The following is a 24,962-nucleotide window of genomic DNA, read 5'->3' on the forward strand; positions in this document are numbered from 1 at the left end:
GAACGATTAAGCCAGCGCTAAAACACTATCAAAGCCAATCCGTTTGCCAATTGAGCGGGCCAGAGTTGGGGTAAAGGCAGCTCGTACCACCAAGCGGCTAAATTGTACACCTAACCAAGTTCGTGGCACGAAGGTTAAGGCAACTCGCCGTGCCCCTGCTTGTTTGCGCTCGACAAAAGGCCGCATGCGCTGCTCGTAGGCTTGGAAAGCGGCCTGATGATCAGCAGTTTTGGCTAATTCTTCGGCTAGCACATACGCTCCGCCCATGGCTGTGGCTGCGCCTTGCCCCGAAATTAATGTCAAACAATGGGCAGCATCGGCCACCAAGGCCACCCGCCCTTGCGACCAACGTGGCATGCGAATTTGGCTGATCACATCGCAATAAAAAGCACTTTGCTGATTAATCGAATCGATCAATTGGGGGACGAGCCAGCCTGCCTTACGATATTCAGTTTGGAGCATGGCTTTGCGTTGATCAGGGGCTGGCAATTGGGTTTGCTGGATTCGATAGGCCAGCATCATCAAAAAACCGCCACGCCGATCGGGATAAATTGTTGCTTGGCGTTGTGGCTCAATCAACATCGTGGCATTCGCGCCATACGCTTCAAGTTGGGGCACTTTGAAGGTCGCAAAGGTATAGCCCAAGGGGTGAGCAAACTGGCTTTCGGGACCAAACACCATTTGGCGGACTTGTGAATGAATGCCATCAGCGCCGATCACCAAATCAAATTGCTCAACCCGACCATCGTTGAAGCGTACCTCAACATACTCGGCATACTGCTCTAAGCGCACAATTGTGGTGGCATAGCGCACTGGCAGATCGCTAGGCAAGGCATCAGCCAAAACCGCCTCTAATTCAGGGCGCATCAGGTGCAGCATTGGGTGGGGCAAGGCTTCGCGCAAGGGAGCCAAGGGTTGTTTGACGATCGTTTGGCCTTGGCTATTTTTGAGCAGCATCGATTCGACCTGAATTTGACGGCCTTCGAGTTCGGCCAAAATGCCCATGCGCTGGGCTACATCCCAGCCACTGCCACTAAAATCGATGCCATAGCCCTCGTCGCGACGTTGAGCTGCTTGCTCGATAATCGTGGGTTGCTCGCCATGATGCTTAAGCCAATAACCAAGCGTTAAGCCCGCAATCCCCCCACCCACAATCAAAATTCGGCGTTTGTGCTGCATCGTTATATCCTCATCAAAATAATTGACTGACTAGTCGGTATATTATTGAGTATAAATGGGTTTTTAGTGCTGTCAAGAGTGAAATTGGCAGGGTGACCTAATGCGTGGTATTCTGCTGCACCTGAGTGATCAGAAGCAGCTTGAACACAATTGCAACGAATAAATGATGGTATGGCGCATCTGCGTCCTAAGGAGATCTAGATCATGGATGGGTCGATATCCGAAGCCCAAGCAGATATGCGTGAGGGCTATTACAGTGGTGCTGCTGGGATCATGGCTTCTGCGATCGCATGGTCGGCCGCGGCGGGTGTTGCGCTTGCGGGCGAACCCGAACGTTCGATTGTGGTGCTCTTGCTAGGAGGTATGTTGATCCACCCTATCTCGGTGCTGATCTGCAAAGCCCTCGGTTCACGCGGAAGCCATACCAAAGGCAACCCACTTGGTCAACTAGCAGGAGCCAGCACGTTCTGGCTCATCTTCTGTCTCCCTCTCGCCTATGGCTTGGGGCAGCAACGGCCAGCTTGGTTTTTCAGTGCAATGCTGGTGGTAATTGGGGGACGCTATCTTGTGTTTGCAACACTGTATGGCATGCGGCTCTACTGGGTGCTGGGGTTTGCGCTTGTGGCGGCGGCCATCCTGCTCAGCTGGCTATCAGCTGCTGCGCCAATCGCTGCCAGTGCTGGAGCAGCAATCGAAATGGGCTTTGCGCTTGTTTGCTTTGTTCAACATCGCCAGTCATTACGTCGCACAGGATAGCTAGAAGAACCAAGAATGGATGGATAAGGGGCACAGAACCCTCATAGCAAAAATTGACGGTATCAGCAAAAGAAGCAGTCACGCTGTAATTGATACGCGTAACTGCTTCTTTTGCATTATGCGTTTGATCGACGCTGTTACTCTGGTTTTTCGAAAAAGGCTCGCACTTGTTCATTGGCAGTAGCGCGATATTCCGCAATCCGTGCTTGGTCGGCGGCGGCAAGCGCGGCCTGCAAGCGCGGCACATCAAGGTCGGCGATATAGGCTGGGGTTCCTGGCTGCTGTCGCCATGAATCGGCCAAGCTCCCAGCATCAACTGGATCAAACCCAAGCTCATCGACAAGGCGTAGCACCGTTGCGCGTGCTTGTGGCAAATCACCAGCAACCGAAAGCGCAATTCGGTCTGAAGTATCCTTGGGACGACCTTTTTCGCGCAAGCTTTGGGCGGTAATATTATTAAAGGCCTTAACCACTGGTCGGCCTAAATGCTCGGATACCCAGACACTCTCAATTTGCCCATCCTCAATGGCGGCGATCCGTCCATCACGCACAGGATAATAATTGCCAGTATCGACAACTACCACAGCTTGTGAGACTCCAGCAAAGAGATCCTTGGGCAAATCTAGCACTGCTCGTTGGGGAATTGTAATAATGATGATCTCGCCACTGCGGGCTGCCTCCGCAACCGTCACGGCCTGAAAACCTCCTGCTTCGGCCAACTCTCGAATACTTGCTGGCCCGCGTGAGTTGGCAATTACCACTTGGTGACCAAGTGCGGTCAGCTGTTCTGCCAGCGTCCCGCCAATCTGACCAGCCCCAATAATTCCGATCTTCATACAGCTCCTCATAGCTGCGCTACCGCTCAACGGTGGCACAATCTGGTTCCAAAAAAGCATACCACGCATCAGTCGTCTATGCCGCTCAGTAAGCTGCTTTTAACAAAAACTTGACAAATTCATTAAATCTTTATAAAATCTTTATAATTTCAATGAAATAAGTAAGGTTCAAGTCCATAGGCCAAGAAGTGACAATCAATGGAGGAATGTCATGAATGTTGCGTACCGAAGGACGGCCAAGCTCCGAGGAGCATTTTCGCTAACGATCACCCTCGCGCTCCTAGCGGGCATGTTGCTAACACGCGGCACACCAACGCAAGCGGCAGGCAATGCAGACTGTCGGCCTGATGGGATGGCTCCAACCGCTGGAGTCGATACGCCCTACTGTACAATCTACGATACTGCTGGCCGCGAGAAAATGGGCAACGATCATCCCCGTCGGATCATCGGTTATTTTCCCAGTTGGCGGACTGGCACCAATGGTCAGCCAGCCTACCTTGTCAACAATATTCCTTGGAACAAAATCACCCACATCAACTACGCTTTTGCCCACATTCAAAATAGCCGCATCTCGGTGGGCAGCAACACCGCTACCAATCCTTCAATTGGCATGACTTGGCCAGGTGTGGCGGGCGCTGAAATGGACCCAGCCCTACCTTACAAAGGCCACTTTAATCTTTTGACTCAATACAAACGCCAACATCCTGATGTCAAAACCTTGATTTCGGTTGGCGGTTGGGCCGAAACTGGCGGCTATTTTGGCGATAACGGCGATCGGGTTAGTGATGGTGGCTTTTTCAGTCTAACCGTCAATGCCGATAATAGCGTCAATACTGCTGGCATCAATACCTTTGCCGATTCAGTCGTGGGCTTTTTACGCGGCTACAATTTCAACGGGGTCGATATTGACTATGAATATCCAACCTCGATGAAAGATGCTGGCAACCCGCTCGACTGGAGCTATTCAAATTCACGCCGCGCCAGCCTGATGAAGGGCTATGTCGCGTTGATGAAAACCCTACGCGAGAAACTTGACGTTGCTGGGGCCGCCGATGGCAAATATTACATGCTCACGATTGCTGCGCCCTCATCAGGCTACCTGCTACGTGGCATGGAAACCCATCAAGTCAACCAATATCTCGATTATGTCAATGTTATGTCATATGACTTGCATGGTGCTTGGAATGAGTATGTTGGGCCAAATGCCTCGTTGTATGATGATGGTAAAGATGCTGAATTAGCGGCGGCTGGGGTTTACACCACCTCACAATATGGCGGCATCGGCTATCTCAACACCGACTGGTCGTATCACTACTTCCGTGGCAGCATGCCCGCTGGCCGAATCAACATCGGCGTGCCTTACTACACCCGTGGCTTTAAAAATGTCAACGGTGGCACGAATGGTTTATGGGGCACAGCCGTTGGCTCGAATTGTCCAATTGGCTTGACCAAGTGTGGCGATGGGGCACGGGGCATCGACAATATTTGGCACGATACTGAAAACGGCCAAGAAGTTGGGGCTGGCGCAAACCCAATGTGGCACGCCAAAAACCTCGAACAAGGGCTTGCTGGTAGCTATATTAGCCAATTTGGCCTGAACCCAGCCACCGATCCTGAAGATCGCTTGACTGGCACGTATGTCCGTAATTACAGCAGCTCATTGGTCGCTCCATGGCTTTGGAATAGCCAAAAACGCGTGTTTCTCTCAACTGAAGATGAACAATCGTTGGGTGTCAAAGCTGATTATGTGGTCAACAAAGGTTTAGGCGGGATCATGTTCTGGGAGCTTTCGGGCGACTACGACTGGCACGCCGATCGCAACAATGGCCAAGGCGAATATTTCATGGGCGACACCATGACCAGCTTGCTTTACGACAAGTTCCGAAACGCCCCAGCCTATGGAGCCAACAAATCAAACCGCACGCTGCCAAGCAACTTGTTGGATATCAAGGTCGATTTCACCAACTGGCCAATTGGCGATAATAACTATCCAATTAGCCCCAAAATGGTGATTACCAACAACTCAAATGTGACCATCCCAGGCGGGGCAACCTTTGAATTCGATTATGGCACATCAGCCCCTAACAATGCTAAGGATCAATCAGGCTTTGGCTTTACGGTCACCAGCAGCGGCCACACTGGCAATAACGTCGGTGGCTTGCGTGGCGATTTCAACCATATCCAATTCAAATTCCCGGGCTGGCAAAGCTTAGCTCCTGGCGCAAGCGTAACGATTGATTTCGTCTACTACCTGCCAATGAGCACGCCATCCAACTGGACGGTCAACTTTGGCGGCACGACCTATGGCTTGGTCAGCGATTACCCACGCGGCAATAATGTGGTTGCTCCAACCCCAACTGTTGGCAACCCAACCAACACCGCAGTTCCGCCAACCAGCACGCCACGCCCGACCAATACGCCAGTTGGCCCAACCGCGACTCCAACCCGCACACCGATCGCGACTGCCACCAACACACCTGCGCCAAGTGCCACCCCAACCCAACCAGGCACGTGTACTGCGCCAGCGTGGGAAAGCAACAAAGTCTATCTGCGTGGCGATCTTGTTTCATACAACAACCATCACTGGTTTGCCCAATGGTGGACCCAAAATGAAACGCCAGGCAATGCCCAAGTTTGGCTTGATCAAGGCCTTTGTGGCGGTGGCAACCCAACCAACACCCCAGTGGTTCCACCAACCAGCACACCACGTCCAACCAACACGCCAGTGGTTCCGCCAACCAATACGCCAGTTCTGCCAAGTGCAACTCCAACCAATACGACTGGAGTGCAACCATGGGCAGCCTATGTTAGCTATGCTGCTGGCGCGAAAGTCAGCTACAACGGCCTAACCTATACCTGTCTGCAACCACATACATCATTGCCGGGCTGGGAGCCAAGCAATGTTCCAGCGCTCTGGCGAGCCAACTAAGTTTCGCCATCGTTCAACCAACACCCAGCTGCGATCTAGGCCATCGCAGCTGGGTGTTGGCTTTTTAGCACAAAAAACCACGCTCGCACTAGGCCTTCGCGAGCGTGGTTTGCTGCTGTGTGAAACGATAGCGTTGAGCTAGTTTGGCCGAATCGTTGGGGTCGGCAAACTTGGTGGTGGCGTTGGTGGCATAAAAGGTGTACGGGTTGGCAATGGTGTTGGCATCGAATTGCTTGGCGGTGGTGTCCGCGTAGGCAATGACGTGTGAGTTGGTGGTGGCGTTGGGCACACCACCGTACCACATGGGCCAGGCGTTGCTGGTGGTGGAATGGTTGGTTCCACCGGATTACATGGGTAGCCATTTGGCACACAGGTTGGCGTTGGAGGGAATGGTGTTGGCAATGGCCCACCTGTTGGTGGCGGCGTTGGGCATACAACCGTACCACATGGGAAGGGGGTTGCGGTTGGAGTTGGTGGTAGTGTTGGCTGTGGCGTTTCGCAGACCGTGCTATCACATGGGTTTGGTGTGCGCGTTGGCAATGGCGTTGGGCATACAACAGCATTGCATGGCCGCGGCGTGTTGGTTGGCACTGATGGCTGCGTAGGCAATGGCGTTGGGTATGGTGCTACCACGGTTGGTTCTGGAATAAGCGGCGTAGCGGTTGGCCAAGTTGGATTACATGGATTGGTTGTGCTTGGCTCACAGGTTGGTATAGCCGTTGGTGGGCCTTGAGTTGGCACAAGCGTTGGCCAAGTTGGATTACATGGATTGGTCGTGCTTGGTTCGCAGGTTGGCAAGGCAGTTGACGGAACTTGGGTCGGCACACGAGTTGGCGGCACACTTGGCCCACAGCTGCCAGTGCTGTTTGGCACACAGGTTGGTGGAATCTGCGTTGGCACGCGGGTTGGCGGCACACTTGGCCCACAATTGCCAGTGCTGTTTGGCACACAAGTTGGTGGAACCTGCGTTGGCACACGGGTTGGCCAGGTTGGATTACAACCATTTCCGGTTGAGCCTGGAATGCAGGTTGGCCGTGGGGTTGGCGGCACACTTGGCCCACACGGATTAGTTGTGCTTGGCACACAGGTTGGCGGCACTTGCGTTGGCACGCGGGTTGGCGGCACACTCGGATCGCAACTATTGGTCGTGCTTGGCACACAGGTTGGCCGTGGGGTTGGTGGCACACTCGGATCACACGGATTGGTCGTGCTTGGTTCGCAAGTTGGCCGCACCGTGGCCGCCTGAGTTGGCTGTGGTGTGCGGGTGGTTAATGCCGCTACTTCGCCATTATTGCCAGTCTCGACGGGTTTGACCGCCCACACTCCCCCAACAACCAACAGCAGCAGGCCCAAGGCAAAAGACCACATCACCATGGTTTTTGATCGAATCATCGTGGTTACTCCAAGTTTGGCACGGATCGTCCGCACCTGTTCGGTCGTAAGTTGCAGCGTGGCGATTGGCAACTGCTCCAACAATTGGCTGGTTGTTTGTTGCCGCAGCAACACCTGACGACAAGTAGCACATTCAGCAACGTGGGTGTTTACCAATTGCCATTCTTCCTCAGTCAGGTGTTGCCAATCGCTGAGGAGCGGCTGAAGATCATGACACTTCATGGCCACGTTCCTCCTCGTATAAATGCCGAAAACGATCACGGGCCCGTGATAATCGTTTGCGGATTGCGCCTAATTCTTCACCATTCAATTTGGCGACTTCGGCTGGGCTACAGCCAGCGTAGTGCACCATCAACAGTACTTCAGCATCTTGCGGCTTGAGTTTGGCTAAGCAGCCACGAATTGCCTGAGTTGTTTCGACATGCTGATCGAAATTGTTGGTTTCTGGTTGCCAGCTGCGCATAAACCAACTCCACCGTCGCTGCCGACGCAGATGATCTAATGCAAGGTTGCTGGCGATCCGAAAGAGCCAAGCTTGGGGAATGGCGGGCAAGAGCGTTGGATCAAGCACCTTGATCGCGCGGAGGAAGGTTTCTTGTACCAAATCGGCTGCTTGTTCCGGCTGCCCCACAATTCGCGTCAAATAGCGAAACATGGCATCGTGATGGTCATCAAACCATTGGCTAATGACTTGCGTCACTGCCGTTTCACGTTCAGTTGTGTGCACATATGGAATAATCATAGGCTGCTTGCCCCGGCCGTAGCATGCTGTCTGCAATTAATGACGAACAGCCTGCCCAAAACTGGACAGGCTTCATCGAAATTGCCCAAAATTGCCCAAAATTATCACTGGAACCGTTTTCGCAAACTTTTTCGTAAGGTTGAAGCTCTAGAGTGACGCTAGCAATTGATTATAGTACTGAGGTCATAGCCCTGAATGAGTGACTTGAAGTTGTTTACCCATGATTATCGGCCAACCTTGTGGCATAAATTGAACCAAACCCAGCCAATTGTAGCGATTTTCTTCCGCAATTTAGCCTGCACGATGTGTCAAGGAATGCTGCGTGTCCTCGAAGGCTATCACGATCAATTCCGCCAATTTCAGGCTCAACCAGTGGTTTTAGCCAAAACCAATCCCGCCAGTTTAGCAGGCTTTATCCAACATTTCCGTCCGCAATTTCCCATGCTCAGCGACCCCTCCGGCGATGTTTTTCGCGCTTATAGCAATGCCAGCGAACAACTCGAATTCCAAGGTGGAATTTTAGTCTTACCACCACGCTCAATCACCGCCGTCTTTCGCTTTGTGCCCCAAGGCCTTGAGCAACAATTGCCAATCAATGAGCTTATGGAGTGTATCAAAACTCTGAATTACTATCGTTCAAGCATCACGGCCTAGTAGTTGGCGATATTGGCGGGGATTCAGGCCGGTAATCTGCCGAAATTGGCGCGAAAAGGCACTATGATCAGCATAACCACAGCTAGCTGCAATCGCTGCAATTGAGCTATTACCCGCCAGCAGCTTGATACTGGCATCAATTCGGGTTTTAATCAGCAGTTGCTTGGGAGTTAATTCAAAAATCTGTTGAATTGCCCGTTCGTATTGGCTCAGGGAAAGCTGGGCAATGGTTGCCAATTGTTGAATTGAGCGAACTTCGCCAAAATATTCAGTTAAATATTCCACCGAGCTAGCTACGCGCCGCCACGTTGGGGCATTGCGATTGGGGCTGCGCAAATCGCGCGAAATACCAACCAAGCCCGTAACAACGCCGTTACGGTCGCGCAACGGACGTTTATGGGTCACACACCAACCCACACGTAAATCGGGGTAAATATGCACTTCTAAGCGATGATTCAGCGCAACCCCAGAGCGAATCACTTGCTGATCTTGGCTGGCATAGCTGGCCCCCAGATCCAACGGAAACACTTCCTCGGGCAAACGCCCAATTAATTCCTGCTTGCTACAACAACCACAGCGCACTCGCAGCGTTTCATTGACCATCTGATAACGCCCCGAATGATCCTTGCAGAAAAACACCACATCAGGCAAAAGATCAAATAACGCCATTAGTTGGACCACATCTGGATATTCAATTGTGCAAAAATCCGCATGCTGCATAGCCTAATTGTACAAGACAAATCGCCCCAAACGCGCTATTGTAGTTGTTAGGGGCGAGGGGTCAGAGGTCAGGCAGTTTTAACGCAGAGGCGCAGAGGGTTAAGGCTTTGGGCTTCAGGCTATTGGCAATCAGAACATACAGTGGCATTTCAACAGCGTGCCCTAACCCCCTCTCCCGCACGCGAGGCGAGGGGGAATCACCGTATCATAACGGTTGGAACGCCCCTCGCCCGCCGCAGTGGGAGAGGGGTTGGGGGTGAGGGAAGGACGAACTAAGAGTCATGTCAAATCATGTTAATAAGGAGCAACAATGCGCCTTGCTATTGTCGATTCGCATACTGCTGGCGAACCAACCCGCATCGTGATTGCTGGTGGCCCCGATCTTGGCGGCGGAAGCGTTGCCCAACAACGCGACGTACTCACCCGACACCACGATTGGCTGCGCTCAGCGGTCGTCAACGAACCACGCGGCTCGGATGTGTTGGTTGGGGCGATCTTGTGTCCACCTAGCGATCAACGTTGTTGTACTGGGGTAATTTTCTTTAATAATGTTGGCTATTTAGGCATGTGCGGCCATGGCACCATCGGCTTGGTAGCAACCCTCGCCCATCTTGGCAAAATTGAGGTTGGCGAACACTTGATCGAAACGCCCGTTGGGATTGTGAGTGCCACCTTGCACGCCGACGGCCAAGCAACGATCGAAAATGTGCCAAGCTATCGTTATCGCGCCAATGTTCCTGTCGATCTGCCAAATCATGGGCGGATTAATGGCGATATTGCTTGGGGCGGCAATTGGTTTTTCTTGGTCAACGATCATGACCAAGATTTACAATTGACCAATGTGGAGCAACTAACCACATTTAGTTGGCAGATTCGCCAAGCGCTCGAAGCAGCAGGCATCACTGGCGCAAATAATGGGCTGATTGATCATATTGAATTATTTGGGACAGCCGCCGAGGGAGCCAACAGCCGTAGTTTTGTGCTTTGCCCAGGCAAGGCCTACGACCGTTCGCCCTGTGGCACGGGCACAAGCGCCAAATTAGCCTGCCTCGCTGCCGATGGTAAGCTAGCTCCTAATACGCCTTGGGTCCAAGAAAGCATCATCGGCAGTCGTTTTCAAGCCGAATATCGCCAACACGAACAGGCGATTATTGCCAAAATTACGGGTTCGGCCTTTGTCACGCTCGAAGGCCAGTTGATTTTGCACGAAGCTGATCCATTTCGCTGGGGTATTCAATGAGCAGCGTGATCATCGTTGGCGGCGGAATTGTCGGCTGCGCGGTAGCCTTGGAGTTGACGCAAGCAGGCTGGCACGTCACGCTGATCGAACGCGATTGCCTTGGCAGTGGCGCGACCGCCGCTGGCATGGGCCATATTGTGGTGATGGATGAGGGTGAGGCTCAATTAAAGCTCACCTTATTTGGCCAGCAGCTTTGGCAAGCGCTCACCACCGACCACCCACAACAACACGAATATCATGCTTGTGGCACATTGTGGGTCGCCACCGATGTCGAAGAATGGGCTTTGGTGGCTGAAAAAGCAGCGGTTTATCAGCAATATCAGATTGCCTGCGAAATTCTGGATGAAACGGCGCTCTATGCCCATGAACCAGCGCTACGAGCAGGCTTGGTTGGTGGTTTACTGGTTCCCAACGATAGCGTGATTTATCCACCAAAAAGTGCTGTTTATTTGTGGCAACAGGCTGAAAAACAGGGAGCCACATTGGTTTATGGCGAAGTTAGCACGATTCAAGCCAATTATGTTCAATTAAATGATGGTCGCCAACTTAGCGCCGAGGCAATTGTGGTTGCTAATGGCCAGCGCTGCATCGAACTATTGCCCGAATTGCCAATTCGTGCCAAACGCGGCCAGTTGGTAATCACCGAGCGTTATCCTGCGCTAATCAAGCATCAATTGGTCGAATTGAGCTACATCAAAAATGCGCATGCCAGCAGCGGCGCTTCGGTGGCCTTCAATCTTCAGCCACGCCCCAACGGCCAACTGCTGATCGGCTCATCGCGCCAATTTGATCGCACCGATCGCCAGATCGATCAGCCATTGTTAAGCCAGATGTTACGCAAGGCGATCGACTATGTGCCAGCCCTCGCCGATGTGCGTTGTCTGCGCACATGGACTGGCGTGCGGGCGGCCTCGCCTGATGGTTTGCCGTTGATCGGCCAACACCCTGAGCGTTTAGGGCTATGGTTGAATGTTGGACACGAAGGCTTGGGCATAACCACCGCCTTGAGCAGCGCCCGTTTATTGGCCGACCAAATGCTTCAGCGCCAATCGCAGCTTGAGATCCAGCCCTATTTGCCGCGCAACTTGCAGCAGGAGCAGCCGCAATGAAGCAGATTCGCATTTCAATCAATGGTACAGAGTATCACGTAGCTGAGCACAGCAATCTAGCAGCGGTGCTTATGGATAAGGCTATTGCCAATCGGCGCTCGGTCACAGGCGAGCCTCGCATGGCGGTTTGTGGTATGGGCAGTTGTGGCGAGTGCCGCGTGACAATCAACCAGCAAGCGCATCAATTGGCATGTTTGCAGCAATGTTACGAGGGCATGGAGGTGGATTGTGAGCCTTAATGTCGTCATCATAGGGGCTGGCCCAGCCGGATTGGCCGCAGCTTGGAGTGCTAGCCAAAGCAACGCCAAGATCACACTAATCGATCAAGCTGATCAGGCGGGGGGGCAGATTTGGCGCGGTGGCCAGAACTATGCTCCAAAACGTTATCAACATTTGTTTGCTCAGCAGACCACACTGCACTATTACAAATCAACGCAAGTGCTTGGGGCAAACGAGCAACAATTGTTTTTAGCCACACCCCAAGGGCCGCAACAACTACGCTATGATCGGCTGATTTTGGCCAATGGCGCACGTGAATTATTCTTACCGTTTCCAGGTTGGACACTGCCTAGAGTGGTAGGAGTGGGTGGCTTGCAAGCGTTGGTCAAGGGTGGCTTGCCGATTGCTGGCAAACGGGTTGTGGTTGCTGGCAGTGGGCCGTTGTTAATTGCAGTTGCCAGCCAATTAAAGCAACGCGGTGCAATCATCAAAGCCGTAGTTGAACAAGCACCTGCTAGCCAATTGTTACGCTTTGGGCGGAACTTGGTTGGCTATCCAACAAAAATGTTGCAAGCTGCCCAAATTGCCCAAGCTTTAGCCAACACGCCATTTTATGTCAATACATGGGTCACGGCGGCTGAGGGTGAGGGAGCAGTTCAATCGGTTCAATTAAGCAATGGCCAACGGATCGAATGCGATTATTTGGCCTGTAGTTGGGGCTTAATCGCCAACACCGAGCTAGCCCAACAATTTGGTTGTCGCCTTGAGCAACATTTTGTGCAAGTTGATCGCAGTCAACACACCAGCCGCGACCATGTGTATGCAGTTGGCGAACTAACGGGTATTGGCGGCGAAGATAAAGCCGTGATCGAAGGCCAAATTGCTGGTTTTGTGGCAACTGGCAATTATCAGGCGGCCAGCCAATTAGCCCAGCAGCAAGCCCAAGCATGGCAATTTAGCCAGCAATTAACCGCAAGTTTCGCCCTACGCCCCGAATTACGTCAACTTGCCCAAGCAGAGACACTTGTTTGTCGTTGCGAAGATGTGAGATTGGCGCAATTGCAAAACCAACCAAGCTGGCGCAGCGCCAAACTACAAACTCGCTGCGGCATGGGCATCTGTCAAGGGCGGGTGTGTGGTGGGGCAACTCAATATTTATTCGGTTGGAGTCAAGATAGCGTGCGATTTCCAATTCATTCGGTCAGCGTCGCCGATTTAGTTATGGAGTCAGTATGAGCATGTGGCATGGAGTTATTCCGGCAATCACCACCCGTTTTAATCACGATGGTAGCGTTGATCATGGATTTTTGGCCGAGCACTGTGCTTGGATGTTGGATGCTGGCTGTGTTGGAATCGTGCCGCTTGGCTCGTTGGGCGAGGGCGCAACCCTCAGCACCGCCGAAAAACAGGCAATTTTACAAACCTGTGTCAAGGTGGCTGGCTCGAATCCGGTCATTCCAGGTATTGCAGCGCTCTCAACTGCCGAAGCCTGCCAGATGGCCCAAATCGCCGCAGCCGAAGGCTGCTCAGGCCTGATGGTACTGCCGCCTTATCTCTACTCGACCGATTGGCGCGAAATGCAAGCCCATATGAGCGCCGTAATCAGCGCCACCGAGCTACCCGTGATGATCTACAACAATCCCGTGGCCTATCGCACCGATTTTGTGCCCAGCCAAATTGCTGAATTAGCCCAACGCCATGCCAATGTGCAAGCAGTCAAGGAATCGAGCACCGATGTGCGGCGGGTGACGGCGATTCGGGCCGAGCTTGGTCAACGCCTCGAAATTTTAGTTGGAGTTGATGATGCAATCGTTGAGGGCATCGCTGCTGGGGCAGTTGGCTGGATCGCAGGCTTGGTCAACGCTTTTCCGCACGAATCGGTTGAACTATTTCAACTAGCCCAAGCTGTCACTGCAGGCCATGGCGACCGCGCCCGACTCGAAGCGCTGTATGCCTGGTTCTTGCCATTGTTGCGGCTCGACACCGTGCCAAAATTTGTTCAATTGATTAAACTCACGCAGGCGATGGTTGGCATGGGCAGCGAAACCGTGCGAGCACCACGGCTTGAGTTAGTTGGAGCCGAGCGTGAAGCTGCCGTCAGCGTGATTGAGCAAGCTTTGGCTCGGCGGCAGGAGTTATGGCCATGAAACCAATTTTAATCAACGGCGAATGGCAAATTGGCGATTATGTTGGTAGTTTTCATGCGACCAACCCAACCACCACCCAAGCTTTTGCGCCTGAATATCCGATTTCGGGGCGCGGCGATTTAGAATTAGCCTTGAGCGCTGGGGTTGCCGCCTCGCGTGAGCTAGCCCAAAGTAGCCCTGAGCAACGTGCCAACTTTCTCGAAGGCTACGCCGATTTGATCGAGGCCAAGCGCCAAGAACTCAGCGCAATCGCCCATAGCGAAACTGGCCTGCCAATCGAGCCACGGTTGAACAGCGTCGAACTACCACGCACGGTCAATCAATTGCGCCAAGCGGCTCAAGCAGTGCGCAACCACACTTGGGAGCTGGCAACAATCGACAGCAAAGCCAATATTCGCTCGCTATATGGCAGTTTGGCAGCACCAGTCGCCATTTTTGGGCCGAATAATTTCCCGTTTGCCTATAATGCGATTGCGGGCAGCGATTTTGCCTCGGCGATTGCTGCGGGGAATGCAGTAATCGCCAAAGGCCACCCGAGCCACCCAGCCACCACCGAATTACTGGCCGAATTAGCACATCAGGCAGTATTGGCGGCTGGTTTGCCTGCAGCGAGTGTGCAATTGCTGTATGGCTTGCCCGATGAATTAGGCTTGGCGTTGGTCAGTCATCCTTTAATTGGGGCGATTGGCTTTACTGGCTCGCGCCGAGCGGGGTTGGCGCTCAAGGCCGCCGCCGATCAAGCAGGCAAAGCCATTTACCTAGAAATGTCGAGCATCAATCCTGTTGTGATGTTAGCTGGGGCCGTGACTGAGCGGGCCGAAGCGCTGGCCGCCGAATTTGCTGGCTCGTGTACCTTGGGCGCTGGTCAATTTTGCACCAACCCTGGCTTATTAATTTTGGATCACTCAGCGGCCAGTGCTGATTTTATCGAAGCTACCAAGGCCCATTTTAGCCAACACCCTAGCCTGACCCTGCTCAACCATGGCGTTCTGGCTGGGCTTGAACAGGGCATCGAGCATTTGCAAGATGCTGGGGCGCAAGTGCTGGTTGGTGGGCATGTGTTGGATGATGGTTATCGTTATGCCAATAGCTTGCTCTATGTTGCGGGCAATAGCTTTCTGGCCAATCCCCAAGCACTCAGCCATGAAGTCTTTGGGCCAGTCAGTTTGATTGTTGAATGCGCCGACCAAGCCGAGGTGTTGCGGGTGCTCGATTGTCTTGAGGGCAATTTGACAGGCAGCATCTATAGCAGCAGCAACGGGGCGGATGAAGCGTTCTATCAAATTGTTGCCGAGCGCTTACGCTCCAAAGTTGGGCGTTTGCTCAACGACAAAATGCCCACGGGCGTGGCGGTCAGCTCAGCCATGAACCATGGCGGGCCGTATCCAGCCACAGGCCATGCAGGCTGGACGGCAGTTGGCTTTCCCGCGACAATTCGGCGGTTTGCCGCGCTGCACTGCTACGACAACGTGCGCGAATCGCGCTTGCCAAGCATTCTGCAAAACGCTAATCCTCAGGGAATTTGGCGCTTGGTTGATGGCCAGTGGAGTAATGCTAGCATTGGTTAGCATTTAATCGTATTGCCACTCTTCCGTCCTTTTAGAGGAGCTTTTTAAGGATCGTTTATCGTATTTGCTCGGTCTTTTCGTGCCCTCACCCCCGACCCCTCTCCCACTGCGGTGGGAGAGGGGAGAGCCAACGATCATGATTGATGGTTCGCCCTCGCCTCGCCTGCGGGAGAGGGGGCTAGGGGGTGAGGGCACGAACATTGACGGCGAATTTCACCGCGTCTTTGCTAAAAACCTAACCTCTCATTTCCAACAATCGCTCCCCCGTCATTCCCTTCGTGCTCTTCGCGGTTCCCATCAGCCTGATCCCTGATCCCTGATCCCTAGCCCCTAACTCTCAGCAACCCATCATTGCCAGAGCCAAGCTCAGCATGCTAGACTGACAGCAGTTTTGCCAATAGGAGCATTGCTATGGCTACATCCAAACCCCAATTATCACCACTTGTTCGTATCATGTTTGTCGTTGTTGCCTTGGTATTGGTCGCTGGCGTTTCACTGTTGATCGCCCCAAGTTTAGTCGGGCCGCGTTGGCCATGGGCTTTACGGCCATTTGCGACTCGTTTTTTAGGCGCAGTGTATGCCGCCGAAATGGTGGCGGTGCTCTTTACCCTTGTGATCAATGATTGGTCGGTGGCGCGACTTACGATTCCCCAAGCAGTCACCTTCACCACGGTTGTCACTGGCGCATCGCTGGTCTGGATCAATAATTTCGATTTTTCACGCGTAATCGTTTGGCTGTGGTTCATTATCTACACCCTACCGACCTTGGCCTTAGGCTGGTTTTGGTGGCAATATCGCGCTTGGCCAGCGGTCAATCCTCAGCCATTAGGTATATTACGCCCCATCCTATTAATTGAGGCCGCTGTTTTAGGTGGTTATGGCTTGACCAGCATGATTGCCCCCGATTGGGCCACAGCGTTTTGGCCATGGAAAATCGATGCGTTTCATGCCCAAATTTATAGTGCCTTATTTATGACCGGAGCAATTGGAGCATGGATTGTAGCAGGTGGCGGCAATCGCTATGAACTGCTGACCCTCGGTTGGAGCCAAGTCGTCCTAGGGTTGGGGGTAATTGCGGCCTTAGCCATCGTCGATTTTGGCCCAGACAACCTGAGCGTGCCATGGGCAAGTATCGGAACAATTATTTGGGCGACTAGTTTTGGGTTAATTGCGCTAGTTGGGGGAGTTTTAATTGGGCGTGGAATGCAACAACGGAGCTAATTGGGCGGGGACACTTCCCCCCGCTTCCCTCGGGCTCGACAACCTCAAGCCCGCGCTACGCCTCGTCGTGCATTGTACCACAACTCTTGGTTGCCTGTGCTTGCAGCCTCAAGTATAATATTGATTATTGTTCATTCGGTGTGCGCAGATAGGGGAGATCTGCCAATCCCCGCCGATCTTAATTGTTGAAGCTCAGGAGATCACACTATGTCTGCGTTTCCTTTACGTGAATTTGCTTCGACTGCTCAAGCATCCGTTGATAGTGGGCCACAATTTCCCAACGAACCAACGTCAATTGACGAAACTGGGCTTGGGATGGGTTTTATTGCCGATCTTGTTCTTAAAGTTATTTATTTCAATGGCACCATTAGCGCCCAGCGGATTTCTGAACAAACCTGCCTACCCTACCTCAACGTCATCGACAAAGTATTACAATTTCTCAAAATGAGTGAATATGTCGATATTGTTGGGGCTGAACAAGGCTTCGGTGAACGAGCATATCAATATGTCACCACACTTCAAGGCTCGCGCAAAGTCAACGAAGTATTAGAGCGCTCACAGTATGCTGGCCCAGCCCCTGTGCCGCTAGCTTCCTACATCGAGATGGTCAATCGGCAGTCTATCGGCGGCATGACTATCAATCAACAACGCATCCGCGAAGCCTTCAAAGATCTGGTGATCAACGAAGAAATGCTAGATAAAATTGGCCCTGCTGCCAACTCTGCCCGCTCGTTATTCCTGTATGGACCACCAGGTAATGGCAAAACCACCATCGCCGAAGGCATCTCGCGAATTATGGGTGGCTCGGTCATGTTGCCCTATGCAGTTGAAATCGATGGTCAAGTGATCAAGCTCTATGATCCACTTAACCATAGCATTTTAACCAAGCCCGAAATGCGCCAAGATGATACGCCCGCCCCCTTCGGCGCGGTTGCTACGACTGTGCCACCTGCACCCGATCGGCGTTGGCTCCACTGCAAGCGCCCACGAGTGATGGTTGGGGGCGAATTGATTTTGGAACAACTAGAATTAATTTTCGATCCAATTTCCAAAGTCTACGAAGCACCCTACCAAATGAAAGCCAATGGTGGCTTGTTTCTGATCGACGACTTTGGGCGGCAACGCTGTCGGCCTGAAGAATTGTTGAACCGTTGGATTGTGCCACTCGAAAAGAAAATCGACTTTTTGGCCCTGCAAACTGGCAAAAAGATCGAAATTCCCTTTGATGTGTTGATCGTCTTTTCGACCAACCTTGATCCCAAGGGCTTGGTTGATGATGCCTTCTTGCGGCGGATTCGCCATAAAATCGAGGTTGCCAACCCAACTCCCAACGAATATCGCGATATCTTCCGAATCGTTTGCAAAGCCAAAGGCGTGCCCTACAGCGATGATGGCTTGCGCTATTTGATTCAGGAACATTATTTCAAAGTTAACCGTGAGTTGCGCTGCTGTCACCCACGCGATTTACTTGATCAAGTGCTTGATGAAGCCAAATACCGTGGTCAACAGCCCCAAATGAATAAAGAACTTTTGGATCGGGCTTGCGAAGCCTATTTTGTCAAAATGTAGTGAGGTCAAGTTATGTCACTTCTCAAACGTCTTGGAAGCACGCCAACAAGCCCAGAGCCAACTCCTCCTGCTCAGCCAGTTCAACCAATGGCTGGCGAACAACCAATGCCTGAATATCGCTCATCATCGTTAACGCCACTGAGCCCGCCACCACCACCAGCACCATCATCGCCACCAATGCCTGGTGGCAACCTGAGTGCTTTGGCTGGCTCTAGCTCTGGGTTAAGTGGCGGTACGATCAACACTAGTGGCTTTTTAGTGCTCGCTGATCGTGATGCCCATCGCAAAATGCTCGAGCTTTCGCTCTGGATTGTCGATAAAATTCAGGCTTCGGTCGGCTCGCAAACCCAACTACAACGCAACGAAGATTCCGAGCGCCTGATTCAAGAGCGCTTTACCACGTTTGTGCGTCAATCGAGCACCAATCTCGACCAAGATGGCACCAAATTGCTCTATCAAATGGTGCTCGACGAATTATTTGGCTTCGGGCCACTTGAGCAACTGATTCGCGACGATACAATTACTGAAATTATGGTCAACAGCGCCACGGTGGTGTACGTTGAGCAAAAAGGGAAATTAACCCTTTCGCCAGTCATTTTCGCCTCGGAAGACCATGTGCTCAAAGTGATCGACCGGATTATTCGACCACTTGGGCGGCGGGTTGACCGCAAATGGCCTATGGTCGATGCCCGTTTGCCTGATGGTTCGCGGGTCAATGCCATCATCCCGCCTTGTGCAATCGATGGCTCATCGCTGAGTATTCGTAAATTCTCCAAGAAAAAACTCCAAGTCAGCGATTTGATCAATTATGGCTCGATGACCAAAGAAATGGCCGACTTCCTGAATGCTTGTGTGGTCAGCGCCATGAACTTGATCGTCTCGGGCGGTACTGGTTCGGGTAAAACGACGCTCTTGAACGTGCTTTCCAACTTTATTCCCGATCACTACCGAATTTGTACGATTGAAGACTCAGCCGAACTGCAACTTGGTAAAGATCACGTTATTCGGCTTGAATCCAAGCCTGCCGATGTTGATGGCTCGGGCTTGGTCACCATTCGCGACCTTGTGAAGAACTCGCTGCGGATGCGCCCCGACCGCATCGTGGTCGGGGAAATTCGCGACGGCGCGGCGCTCGACTTGCTCCAAGCGATGAACACTGGCCACGACGGCTCAATGTCCACTGTCCACGCCAACACCCCACGCGACGCAATTCGCCGTTTGGAAACCTTGGCGTTGATGTCGGGGCTTGATTTACCAGTCGCGGTTATTCGCGAACAAATTGCTTCGGCGGTGCACGTGATTGTGCAGCAAGCCCGTTTGCGTGACGGCTCACGGAAAGTTGTGGCGGTAACTGAGGTTCAAGGTATGGAAAGCGGTCAGGTCGTGCTACAAGATATCTTCATCTTTGAAGACCAAGGCACTGCGCCCGATGGCAAAGTGCTAGGTGTGCTGCGGCCAACTGGCACACGCCCACGCTTTACCCCAGTGCTCGAAGCCAAAGGCTTCAAATTGCCTCCATCAATCTTCGGCGCAACCTTCCCCGGCATGCGGCGCTAAATCGATAGCTAGTTTTATTCAGCAACCCGTAGGACGTTAAATCCTGCGGGTTGTTTGGCGTTCACAGGGTGTGCTATGATCGGTAGTAACAATCATTCATAGCAAGGGGGAGCGTAATGGCTCGACAAACCTGGATACGCCGAAGTGGAATTGTGGCTAGTTTGGTGCTAGCATTATGGGGTTGTGGTGAATATATCGCCCCAGCCACCAAACTCACGATCAATCCTAATGCCGACTCAGGTGCTTACTACCCAGCAATCTATGTTGATAACAACGATCTTCGGCACTATGCTTGGGCCGAATGCCAAGCAGGCAATGGCTGCGATTTGATTTATACGCGGATGCGTGGCTCAAGTGAATTGTTGCGTCAAACAATTACTATCACCAATTCAACTGCCTCACTGGTCTACCCAAGCCTAACTGCCGATAACACTGGCACAATTCATTTGGCCTACCTCAGTAATCAACCAGTTCCTGCCAGGGGTGATTCAACTTATCGCTATTATGCCGTCAACGTCAGCCCCGATGGGTCTACCGTCAGCCAAGCAGTCGATTTGCAAGGCGAGAGTATTAATAGTAGTTTGATCAGCCCAATTGCGGTGCGCAACAACGACGGCTCAAGCATTGGGGTGCTTTATACAATGCTCGACAGTAATCAACAAACTTTAGTCTATCGCCAAATTATGCCCAGCCTGAGCCAACCAGTCGCGATTGAGACAGTTGCCAGCAATATCATTCTGACCCAACCACGGATCAGCATTGATGCTAATAATACGATCCATGTGGTTTATGGCAAGCGCTCGCCAATTGTGCCACCGCGCAACAAGCAGGGCGGCGATCCAACCCTCGATGAAATTCGCTATGCCCATGGAACCCTGATTGGCATGACCGCCCGCACCATCGATAGTTATACCAGCGCCTCAGCCAGTATTCCATTTGTGTATGATTTGACGCTGACTGACAAAGCCTATGTGACCTATATCAAACATCCCAGTGTTACGCTGCGTGGTATTCCCACCGATAGTCTGCGCAGCCACAATGCCACCGATAACCTCACTAGCGATTTGGTATTGCCATCGGTGCTTGAACCATGGAATATTGGCGAAATTAGCACAGTTAGTAGTGGTTCAGGCCGCCCAACTGTCTATTTTGTTGGCACCAATAATACCTTCAGCGATGCCTTTGCCTTTGATGTTTGGCAATACGATGCCCAAGCGAGCGCTGGAATTAACCTGAGCAATACGCCAAATCAATATGAAAACAACCTGACCAGTAGTCGTTTCCATGCACTTGATCTGGTTGCCTGGCAAACTGACAGCTTTGGAAGCAGCGGCTGTACCACCCAAATTGTCAGCTATCGCAGCGATACTGAGCAAACCAATGTTGCTGAGCAATTTCTCAATCCATTGGGTTGTACGCCAAGTGTGCTACAAATCAGCACAGGCGACGAAGTTGCAGCAGGTGTGTGGATTTCGGTAGCTCGCAATGATCCAACCCTCAATGTTCCAGCAACTGCATTTAATAGTTATGGCACATTTTTACCGATCGCTCGCCGCTAAAATGCTGTAATCGGGCCAAAGGATGAGTTAACAATCAGCCTCATGCCGCTGCATAGAATTGGGCTATTCGCCGATACTAGGCTCAGCAAGCAAAAATATCACCTTGAGGAGCATATGCAAGCAGTAGCCCAATATCTTAAACGTCCAGCAACCTTGGACGATATTCCAGCAGCAACCGCATTAATTAATCGTTGCTCAATAGAAGAAGCCAACGTGATCGAAATTGATGAAGCTGAGTTAGGGGTGGAATGGCAGGATTCTCATTTTAACCTCGCCACGGATAGTCTGACGATTTGGGATGGCGAAACATTAATCGGCGTAGTTGGGGTATTTAGCGACGAACCATACGTCCATGGCTATGGCTGGACACGGGTGCATAGCGATTATGCCGCCGACAATATTCAACCACAATTGTTGGATTGGCTCGATCAGCGCGTCAGCCAAAATATTGCCAAAGCCCCAAGTGATGCTGCGGTTAGTATTTACCATAGTGCACTCAGCACCAATCACGTAGTCGCCCAGAACCTGAGCAATCATGGCTACAATCTGGTACGCCATTTCTGGCGTATGGTGATTGAGTTGGCTGATTACACACCGCAGCCCGTGCAATTACCCGAAGGTTTGATTATTCGGCCATACGATCCAGCAACCGAATTGCCAGCCCTAATTCATGCAGTCCGCGATTCGTTTCGCGATCACTGGGGTTATGTCGAATCGCCATTTGAACAAGACCTCAAACAATGGCAAGAGATGATTGCCCGTGAACCAAATTATGATCCGAGTCTCTTTTTCATAGCCTGCGATGGCGACCAAATTGCAGGGGTTGCCATGTGTTGGAAGCACATCACCGAAGACCCCAAGATGGGTTGGGTTGGCACGCTAGGAGTTTGTCGGCCATGGCGACGTAAAGGCTTAGCTAAAGCCTTGCTCTACCACGCCTTCAACGAATTTAGCAACCGTGGCCAAGCGCGAGTTGGTTTAGCGGTCGATTCCTCAAGCCTGACCGGCGCAACCAAAGTCTATGCTGATGTTGGAATGAAACCAGTGCGTCAGTTTGACCGCTATCAAAAAGTGCTACGACCTGGCATCGAACTGGGCACTGAAACCGCCGAAGCCTAATAAAGTAGATCCATCTCGAAACTATAGCGCTATCACCAATTGTCCTTTAGGGGGTCCAAGGGGATGAAAACCCCTTGCGTTCCCCGCCTTGAGGCGGGGCGGAGGGGTGGTGATCACAAATAATCGATTAATGTCGCTAAAACCACACCCTAAATCTCCATTTCAGCCAACCGCCATAGTAGTATACTGTGGTGGTTGGCGTTTTTTTAGGAGCAACAGCATGGCCCATTTTATGCTAGAAATTACCTATACCGTGCCGCTTGAGCAAATTGAAACTAAATTAGCCGAGCATCGGGCATTTTTGCAAACAGGCTACGATCAAGGCTGGTTGCTCTGTTCTGGCCCGCAAAATCCGCGCATCGGCGGGATTGTAATTGCCCGCGCACCATCACTTGCAGCCTTGCAAGCCTTATTTGCCAATGATCCCTATCAGATTGCCAATTTTGCTGATTATCGTTTTGTTGAGTTTAATCCGGTTAAATTTCAACCATGGCTCGAAGATTGGGTCAACGGCAGCGTTGAGTAAAACATTTGGCTGGTTAGAATATTAAGTTCAACCAGCCAAATTCAATTAATCGTTCAACAATGGCTCATCGGCATGCACCGCTGCCACCGCTGGCTCATCGCCACGTTGATAGGCAAAGGCCATGCGCGGCGTATTATGCGCCCAGCCAAATTCGCCTTGGGCATTCAACACGATACAGCCCGCCAAGCCTTGCACCCGCCGTTCCAAAAAGGCGATATTGGCCTTGGCTGCCTCATGCGGGGTAGCAGTCCGCAACTGATCAGTCACGCTTTTGGCAAGACAAACCTTCATAATCGATTCACCCCAACCAGTCGTTGAGCAACCGCCAGTTTCATTATCGGCATACAAGCCACTGCCCACCAAGGGCGAATCGCCAACCCGCCCCGGCAATTTATTGGGAATCCCGCCAGTTGAAGTAGCTGCGGCAATTGTGCCAAAACTATCGAGCGCCACCGCCCCAACTGTATCATGTGCCGAATGAAAGGCATCGCGGCCTTTATATTGGGGATTGGCCTGCTGCTCTTGCCAGCGCTGGCGCTCGCGCTCCACCACTAACTCCGCCGGATCGCACAACTCCGCGCCATGCTCGATCGCAAATTGTTCAGCACCATTGCCCACAATCAAGACATAATCGCTTTCGAGCACTTGACGAGCAACACTAATCGGATGGCGCACCCGTTGGACTGCGGCAACCGAGCCAGCCCGCATACTTGACCCATCCATAATCCCTGCATCCAATTCAACTTCGCCAATCGCATTGAGAAACGAACCCACCCCAGCATCAAATGTCGGGTCATCTTCGAGCACCCGCACCGCTGCCTCAACTGCATCAAGCGCAGTTCCCCCTTGCGCCAACACAGCCCAACCAGCCGCTAGTGCTGCCAAACAGCCTTGTTTGTGAGCCTCAACTTGATCATCAGGCATATTCCAAGCCCCACCATGGACAATCAGGGCGATCATCGCTGCTCCTTTGCTGCGAAGAATGAATGCTTCAATGTTCAGTATTTTAATCGAATTTTTGAGAGTAGGGGTCAGGAGTTAGGGGTCAGGGGTCAGGCTAGCCTAATCATCATAATCTGTTCCTAGCCCCTACTTCATCACCCTCGTCCTTCGTAGTTAAAACTCTCTGCCCCCTGAATCCTGGCCCCTAGCCCTACTTCATCGCCATCAAAATTTGCCATTGGCTGGTTTCATCGAATGGCACGATTGGCAAGACCGCATCGCCAAAGACTGCTTGCAAGCGCAACCCAGCTCGTTGTACCTGTTGCTGCCATTCAGGGAAGGTATACAAACGAATGCGCTCGCCTGGGTGCACGGCTTGGCCACCATCTGGCTCAATATAGCGATAGGCAGTTTCGATTGTGCCGGTGGTTGGGCTAAAGTGCGATTCACGTAGCACATAGCCCGGCCCAACTTGATGCCAACCGCGCCGATAGTGCTGCATATAGCTACTAATTTGATAAGGATTAATGCATTGCAACACCAGCCGTCCCTGCGGCACAAGGTGATCAGCCAAATCATTCAGCAGTTGCTGATGCTCAAAATCGCTGAAAAAGCCCAATGAGCTATTCATAATCAGCACCACATCGTACATACCCAAATCGTCAAGTTTGCGCATATCGCCTGCAATCACCCGGGCAGGCAATTGCTCAGCAGTGATTTGGGCGCTAAGCTGATTCACCAACGGCGTTGCTAATTCAACTCCATCAACGTGATAGCCACGCCGCGCTAGGCCCAGCAAATGCCGCCCATTGCCACACGCCAAATCCAAAACGCGCATATCGGGGGTTAAATTCAAAATCATTTCCAGAAAATCAACTTCATTGTTGGTGAGGCTTGCGGCAACGTCGGAATAGGTCGCAAACTCGTGAATTTGAAACAATTCTTCCCACCACATCCGCTGTTCATCCATTGCCAACC

At 52.1% G+C, this 24,962-nt stretch carries 22 protein-coding genes; 15 read left to right on the forward strand and 7 right to left on the reverse strand.

Annotated features, from left to right (window positions below; translation table 11 throughout):
- Positions 1-6: 6 nt before the first annotated feature.
- Positions 7-1,179: an FAD-dependent monooxygenase gene (locus ABEB26_RS13960; RefSeq protein ID WP_345722643.1), complete on the reverse strand. Its 1,173-nt coding sequence runs from the start codon at positions 1,177-1,179 to the stop codon at positions 7-9.
- A 204-nt stretch (positions 1,180-1,383) separates the two neighbouring features.
- Between ABEB26_RS13960 and ABEB26_RS13965 the strand changes: the two genes are divergently transcribed.
- The gene (locus tag ABEB26_RS13965; RefSeq protein WP_345722644.1) at positions 1,384-1,935 is read left to right on the forward strand and encodes a DUF7010 family protein; all 552 of its coding nucleotides are present in this window, start codon (positions 1,384-1,386) and stop codon (positions 1,933-1,935) included.
- A gap of 137 nt (positions 1,936-2,072) precedes the next feature.
- Here ABEB26_RS13965 and ABEB26_RS13970 read toward each other — a convergent pair whose 3' ends face one another.
- Positions 2,073-2,771, reverse strand: a complete 699-nt coding sequence (locus ABEB26_RS13970) for an NADPH-dependent F420 reductase (RefSeq protein WP_345722645.1) — start codon at positions 2,769-2,771, stop codon at positions 2,073-2,075.
- Between the two features lie 211 nt (positions 2,772-2,982).
- Here ABEB26_RS13970 and ABEB26_RS13975 point away from each other — a divergent pair, with 211 nt between their 5' ends.
- The gene (locus tag ABEB26_RS13975; RefSeq protein WP_345722646.1) at positions 2,983-5,700 is read left to right on the forward strand and encodes a chitinase C-terminal domain-containing protein; all 2,718 of its coding nucleotides are present in this window, start codon (positions 2,983-2,985) and stop codon (positions 5,698-5,700) included.
- A gap of 138 nt (positions 5,701-5,838) precedes the next feature.
- Here ABEB26_RS13975 and ABEB26_RS13980 read toward each other — a convergent pair whose 3' ends face one another.
- Positions 5,839-7,314 (reverse strand): anti-sigma factor family protein, encoded by a 1,476-nt coding sequence (locus ABEB26_RS13980; RefSeq protein WP_345722647.1) that lies wholly within the window; start codon positions 7,312-7,314, stop codon positions 5,839-5,841.
- Entirely contained in the window at positions 7,301-7,834 is a 534-nt protein-coding gene (locus ABEB26_RS13985) for an RNA polymerase sigma factor (RefSeq protein ID WP_345722648.1), read from the reverse strand. The genes ABEB26_RS13980 and ABEB26_RS13985 overlap by 14 nt, the downstream gene beginning before the upstream one ends.
- A gap of 195 nt (positions 7,835-8,029) precedes the next feature.
- On the opposite strand from ABEB26_RS13985, the gene ABEB26_RS13990 reads away from it, so the two are divergent.
- Positions 8,030-8,488: a redoxin domain-containing protein gene (locus ABEB26_RS13990; RefSeq protein ID WP_345722649.1), complete on the forward strand. Its 459-nt coding sequence runs from the start codon at positions 8,030-8,032 to the stop codon at positions 8,486-8,488.
- Here the strand turns inward: ABEB26_RS13990 and ABEB26_RS13995 are convergent.
- Complete coding sequence (locus tag ABEB26_RS13995; protein ID WP_345722650.1) at positions 8,471-9,157, reverse strand: AraC family transcriptional regulator; 687 nt, start codon at positions 9,155-9,157, stop codon at positions 8,471-8,473. The genes ABEB26_RS13990 and ABEB26_RS13995 overlap by 18 nt on opposite strands.
- Positions 9,158-9,518: 361 nt before the next feature.
- Between ABEB26_RS13995 and ABEB26_RS14000 the strand changes: the two genes are divergently transcribed.
- The 12 genes from ABEB26_RS14000 to ABEB26_RS14055 all read left to right on the forward strand — a co-directional run bounded on the left by ABEB26_RS14000 (position 9,519) and on the right by ABEB26_RS14055 (position 23,042).
- Positions 9,519-10,448, forward strand: a complete 930-nt coding sequence (locus ABEB26_RS14000; protein ID WP_345722651.1) for a proline racemase family protein — start codon at positions 9,519-9,521, stop codon at positions 10,446-10,448.
- Complete coding sequence (locus tag ABEB26_RS14005; protein WP_345722652.1) at positions 10,445-11,557, forward strand: NAD(P)/FAD-dependent oxidoreductase; 1,113 nt, start codon at positions 10,445-10,447, stop codon at positions 11,555-11,557. Before ABEB26_RS14000 ends, ABEB26_RS14005 begins: the two co-directional genes overlap by 4 nt.
- Entirely contained in the window at positions 11,554-11,796 is a 243-nt protein-coding gene (locus ABEB26_RS14010; RefSeq protein ID WP_345722653.1) for a 2Fe-2S iron-sulfur cluster-binding protein, read from the forward strand. The genes ABEB26_RS14005 and ABEB26_RS14010 overlap by 4 nt, the downstream gene beginning before the upstream one ends.
- A complete protein-coding gene (locus ABEB26_RS14015; RefSeq protein ID WP_345722654.1) occupies positions 11,786-13,012 on the forward strand; it encodes an FAD-dependent oxidoreductase in 1,227 nt (408 codons plus the stop codon). The genes ABEB26_RS14010 and ABEB26_RS14015 overlap by 11 nt, the downstream gene beginning before the upstream one ends.
- A complete protein-coding gene (locus tag ABEB26_RS14020; RefSeq protein ID WP_345722655.1) occupies positions 13,009-13,923 on the forward strand; it encodes a dihydrodipicolinate synthase family protein in 915 nt (304 codons plus the stop codon). The genes ABEB26_RS14015 and ABEB26_RS14020 overlap by 4 nt, the downstream gene beginning before the upstream one ends.
- Positions 13,914-15,491 (forward strand): aldehyde dehydrogenase (NADP(+)), encoded by a 1,578-nt coding sequence (locus tag ABEB26_RS14025; protein ID WP_486348311.1) that lies wholly within the window; start codon positions 13,914-13,916, stop codon positions 15,489-15,491. The genes ABEB26_RS14020 and ABEB26_RS14025 overlap by 10 nt, the downstream gene beginning before the upstream one ends.
- A 411-nt stretch (positions 15,492-15,902) precedes the next feature.
- A complete protein-coding gene (locus ABEB26_RS14030; protein WP_345722657.1) occupies positions 15,903-16,712 on the forward strand; it encodes a hypothetical protein in 810 nt (269 codons plus the stop codon).
- Between the two features lie 207 nt (positions 16,713-16,919).
- Positions 16,920-18,281, forward strand: a complete 1,362-nt coding sequence (locus tag ABEB26_RS14035) for an ATP-binding protein (RefSeq protein ID WP_345722658.1) — start codon at positions 16,920-16,922, stop codon at positions 18,279-18,281.
- Between the two features lie 12 nt (positions 18,282-18,293).
- Positions 18,294-19,838, forward strand: a complete 1,545-nt coding sequence (locus tag ABEB26_RS14040) for a TadA family conjugal transfer-associated ATPase (RefSeq protein WP_345722659.1) — start codon at positions 18,294-18,296, stop codon at positions 19,836-19,838.
- Positions 19,839-19,954: 116 nt separating this feature from the next.
- A complete protein-coding gene (locus ABEB26_RS14045) occupies positions 19,955-21,397 on the forward strand; it encodes a PDIAV motif-containing lipoprotein (RefSeq protein WP_345722660.1) in 1,443 nt (480 codons plus the stop codon).
- A 114-nt stretch (positions 21,398-21,511) separates the two neighbouring features.
- Entirely contained in the window at positions 21,512-22,516 is a 1,005-nt protein-coding gene (locus ABEB26_RS14050) for a GNAT family N-acetyltransferase (RefSeq protein WP_345722661.1), read from the forward strand.
- A gap of 220 nt (positions 22,517-22,736) precedes the next feature.
- Positions 22,737-23,042, forward strand: coding sequence for a YciI family protein (locus ABEB26_RS14055; protein ID WP_345722662.1), 306 nt, complete (start codon positions 22,737-22,739; stop codon positions 23,040-23,042).
- 45 nt (positions 23,043-23,087) lie between these two features.
- Here ABEB26_RS14055 and ABEB26_RS14060 read toward each other — a convergent pair whose 3' ends face one another.
- Together ABEB26_RS14060 and ABEB26_RS14065 are read right to left on the reverse strand one after the other, a co-directional pair.
- The gene (locus tag ABEB26_RS14060) at positions 23,088-24,002 is read right to left on the reverse strand and encodes an isoaspartyl peptidase/L-asparaginase family protein (protein ID WP_345722663.1); all 915 of its coding nucleotides are present in this window, start codon (positions 24,000-24,002) and stop codon (positions 23,088-23,090) included.
- Between the two features lie 193 nt (positions 24,003-24,195).
- Complete coding sequence (locus tag ABEB26_RS14065; protein ID WP_345722664.1) at positions 24,196-24,954, reverse strand: class I SAM-dependent methyltransferase; 759 nt, start codon at positions 24,952-24,954, stop codon at positions 24,196-24,198.
- Between the last annotated feature and the right edge of the window lie 8 nt (positions 24,955-24,962).

It is taken from the genome of Herpetosiphon gulosus (genome assembly GCF_039545135.1).
Lineage (GTDB): Bacteria > Chloroflexota > Chloroflexia > Chloroflexales > Herpetosiphonaceae > Herpetosiphon > Herpetosiphon gulosus.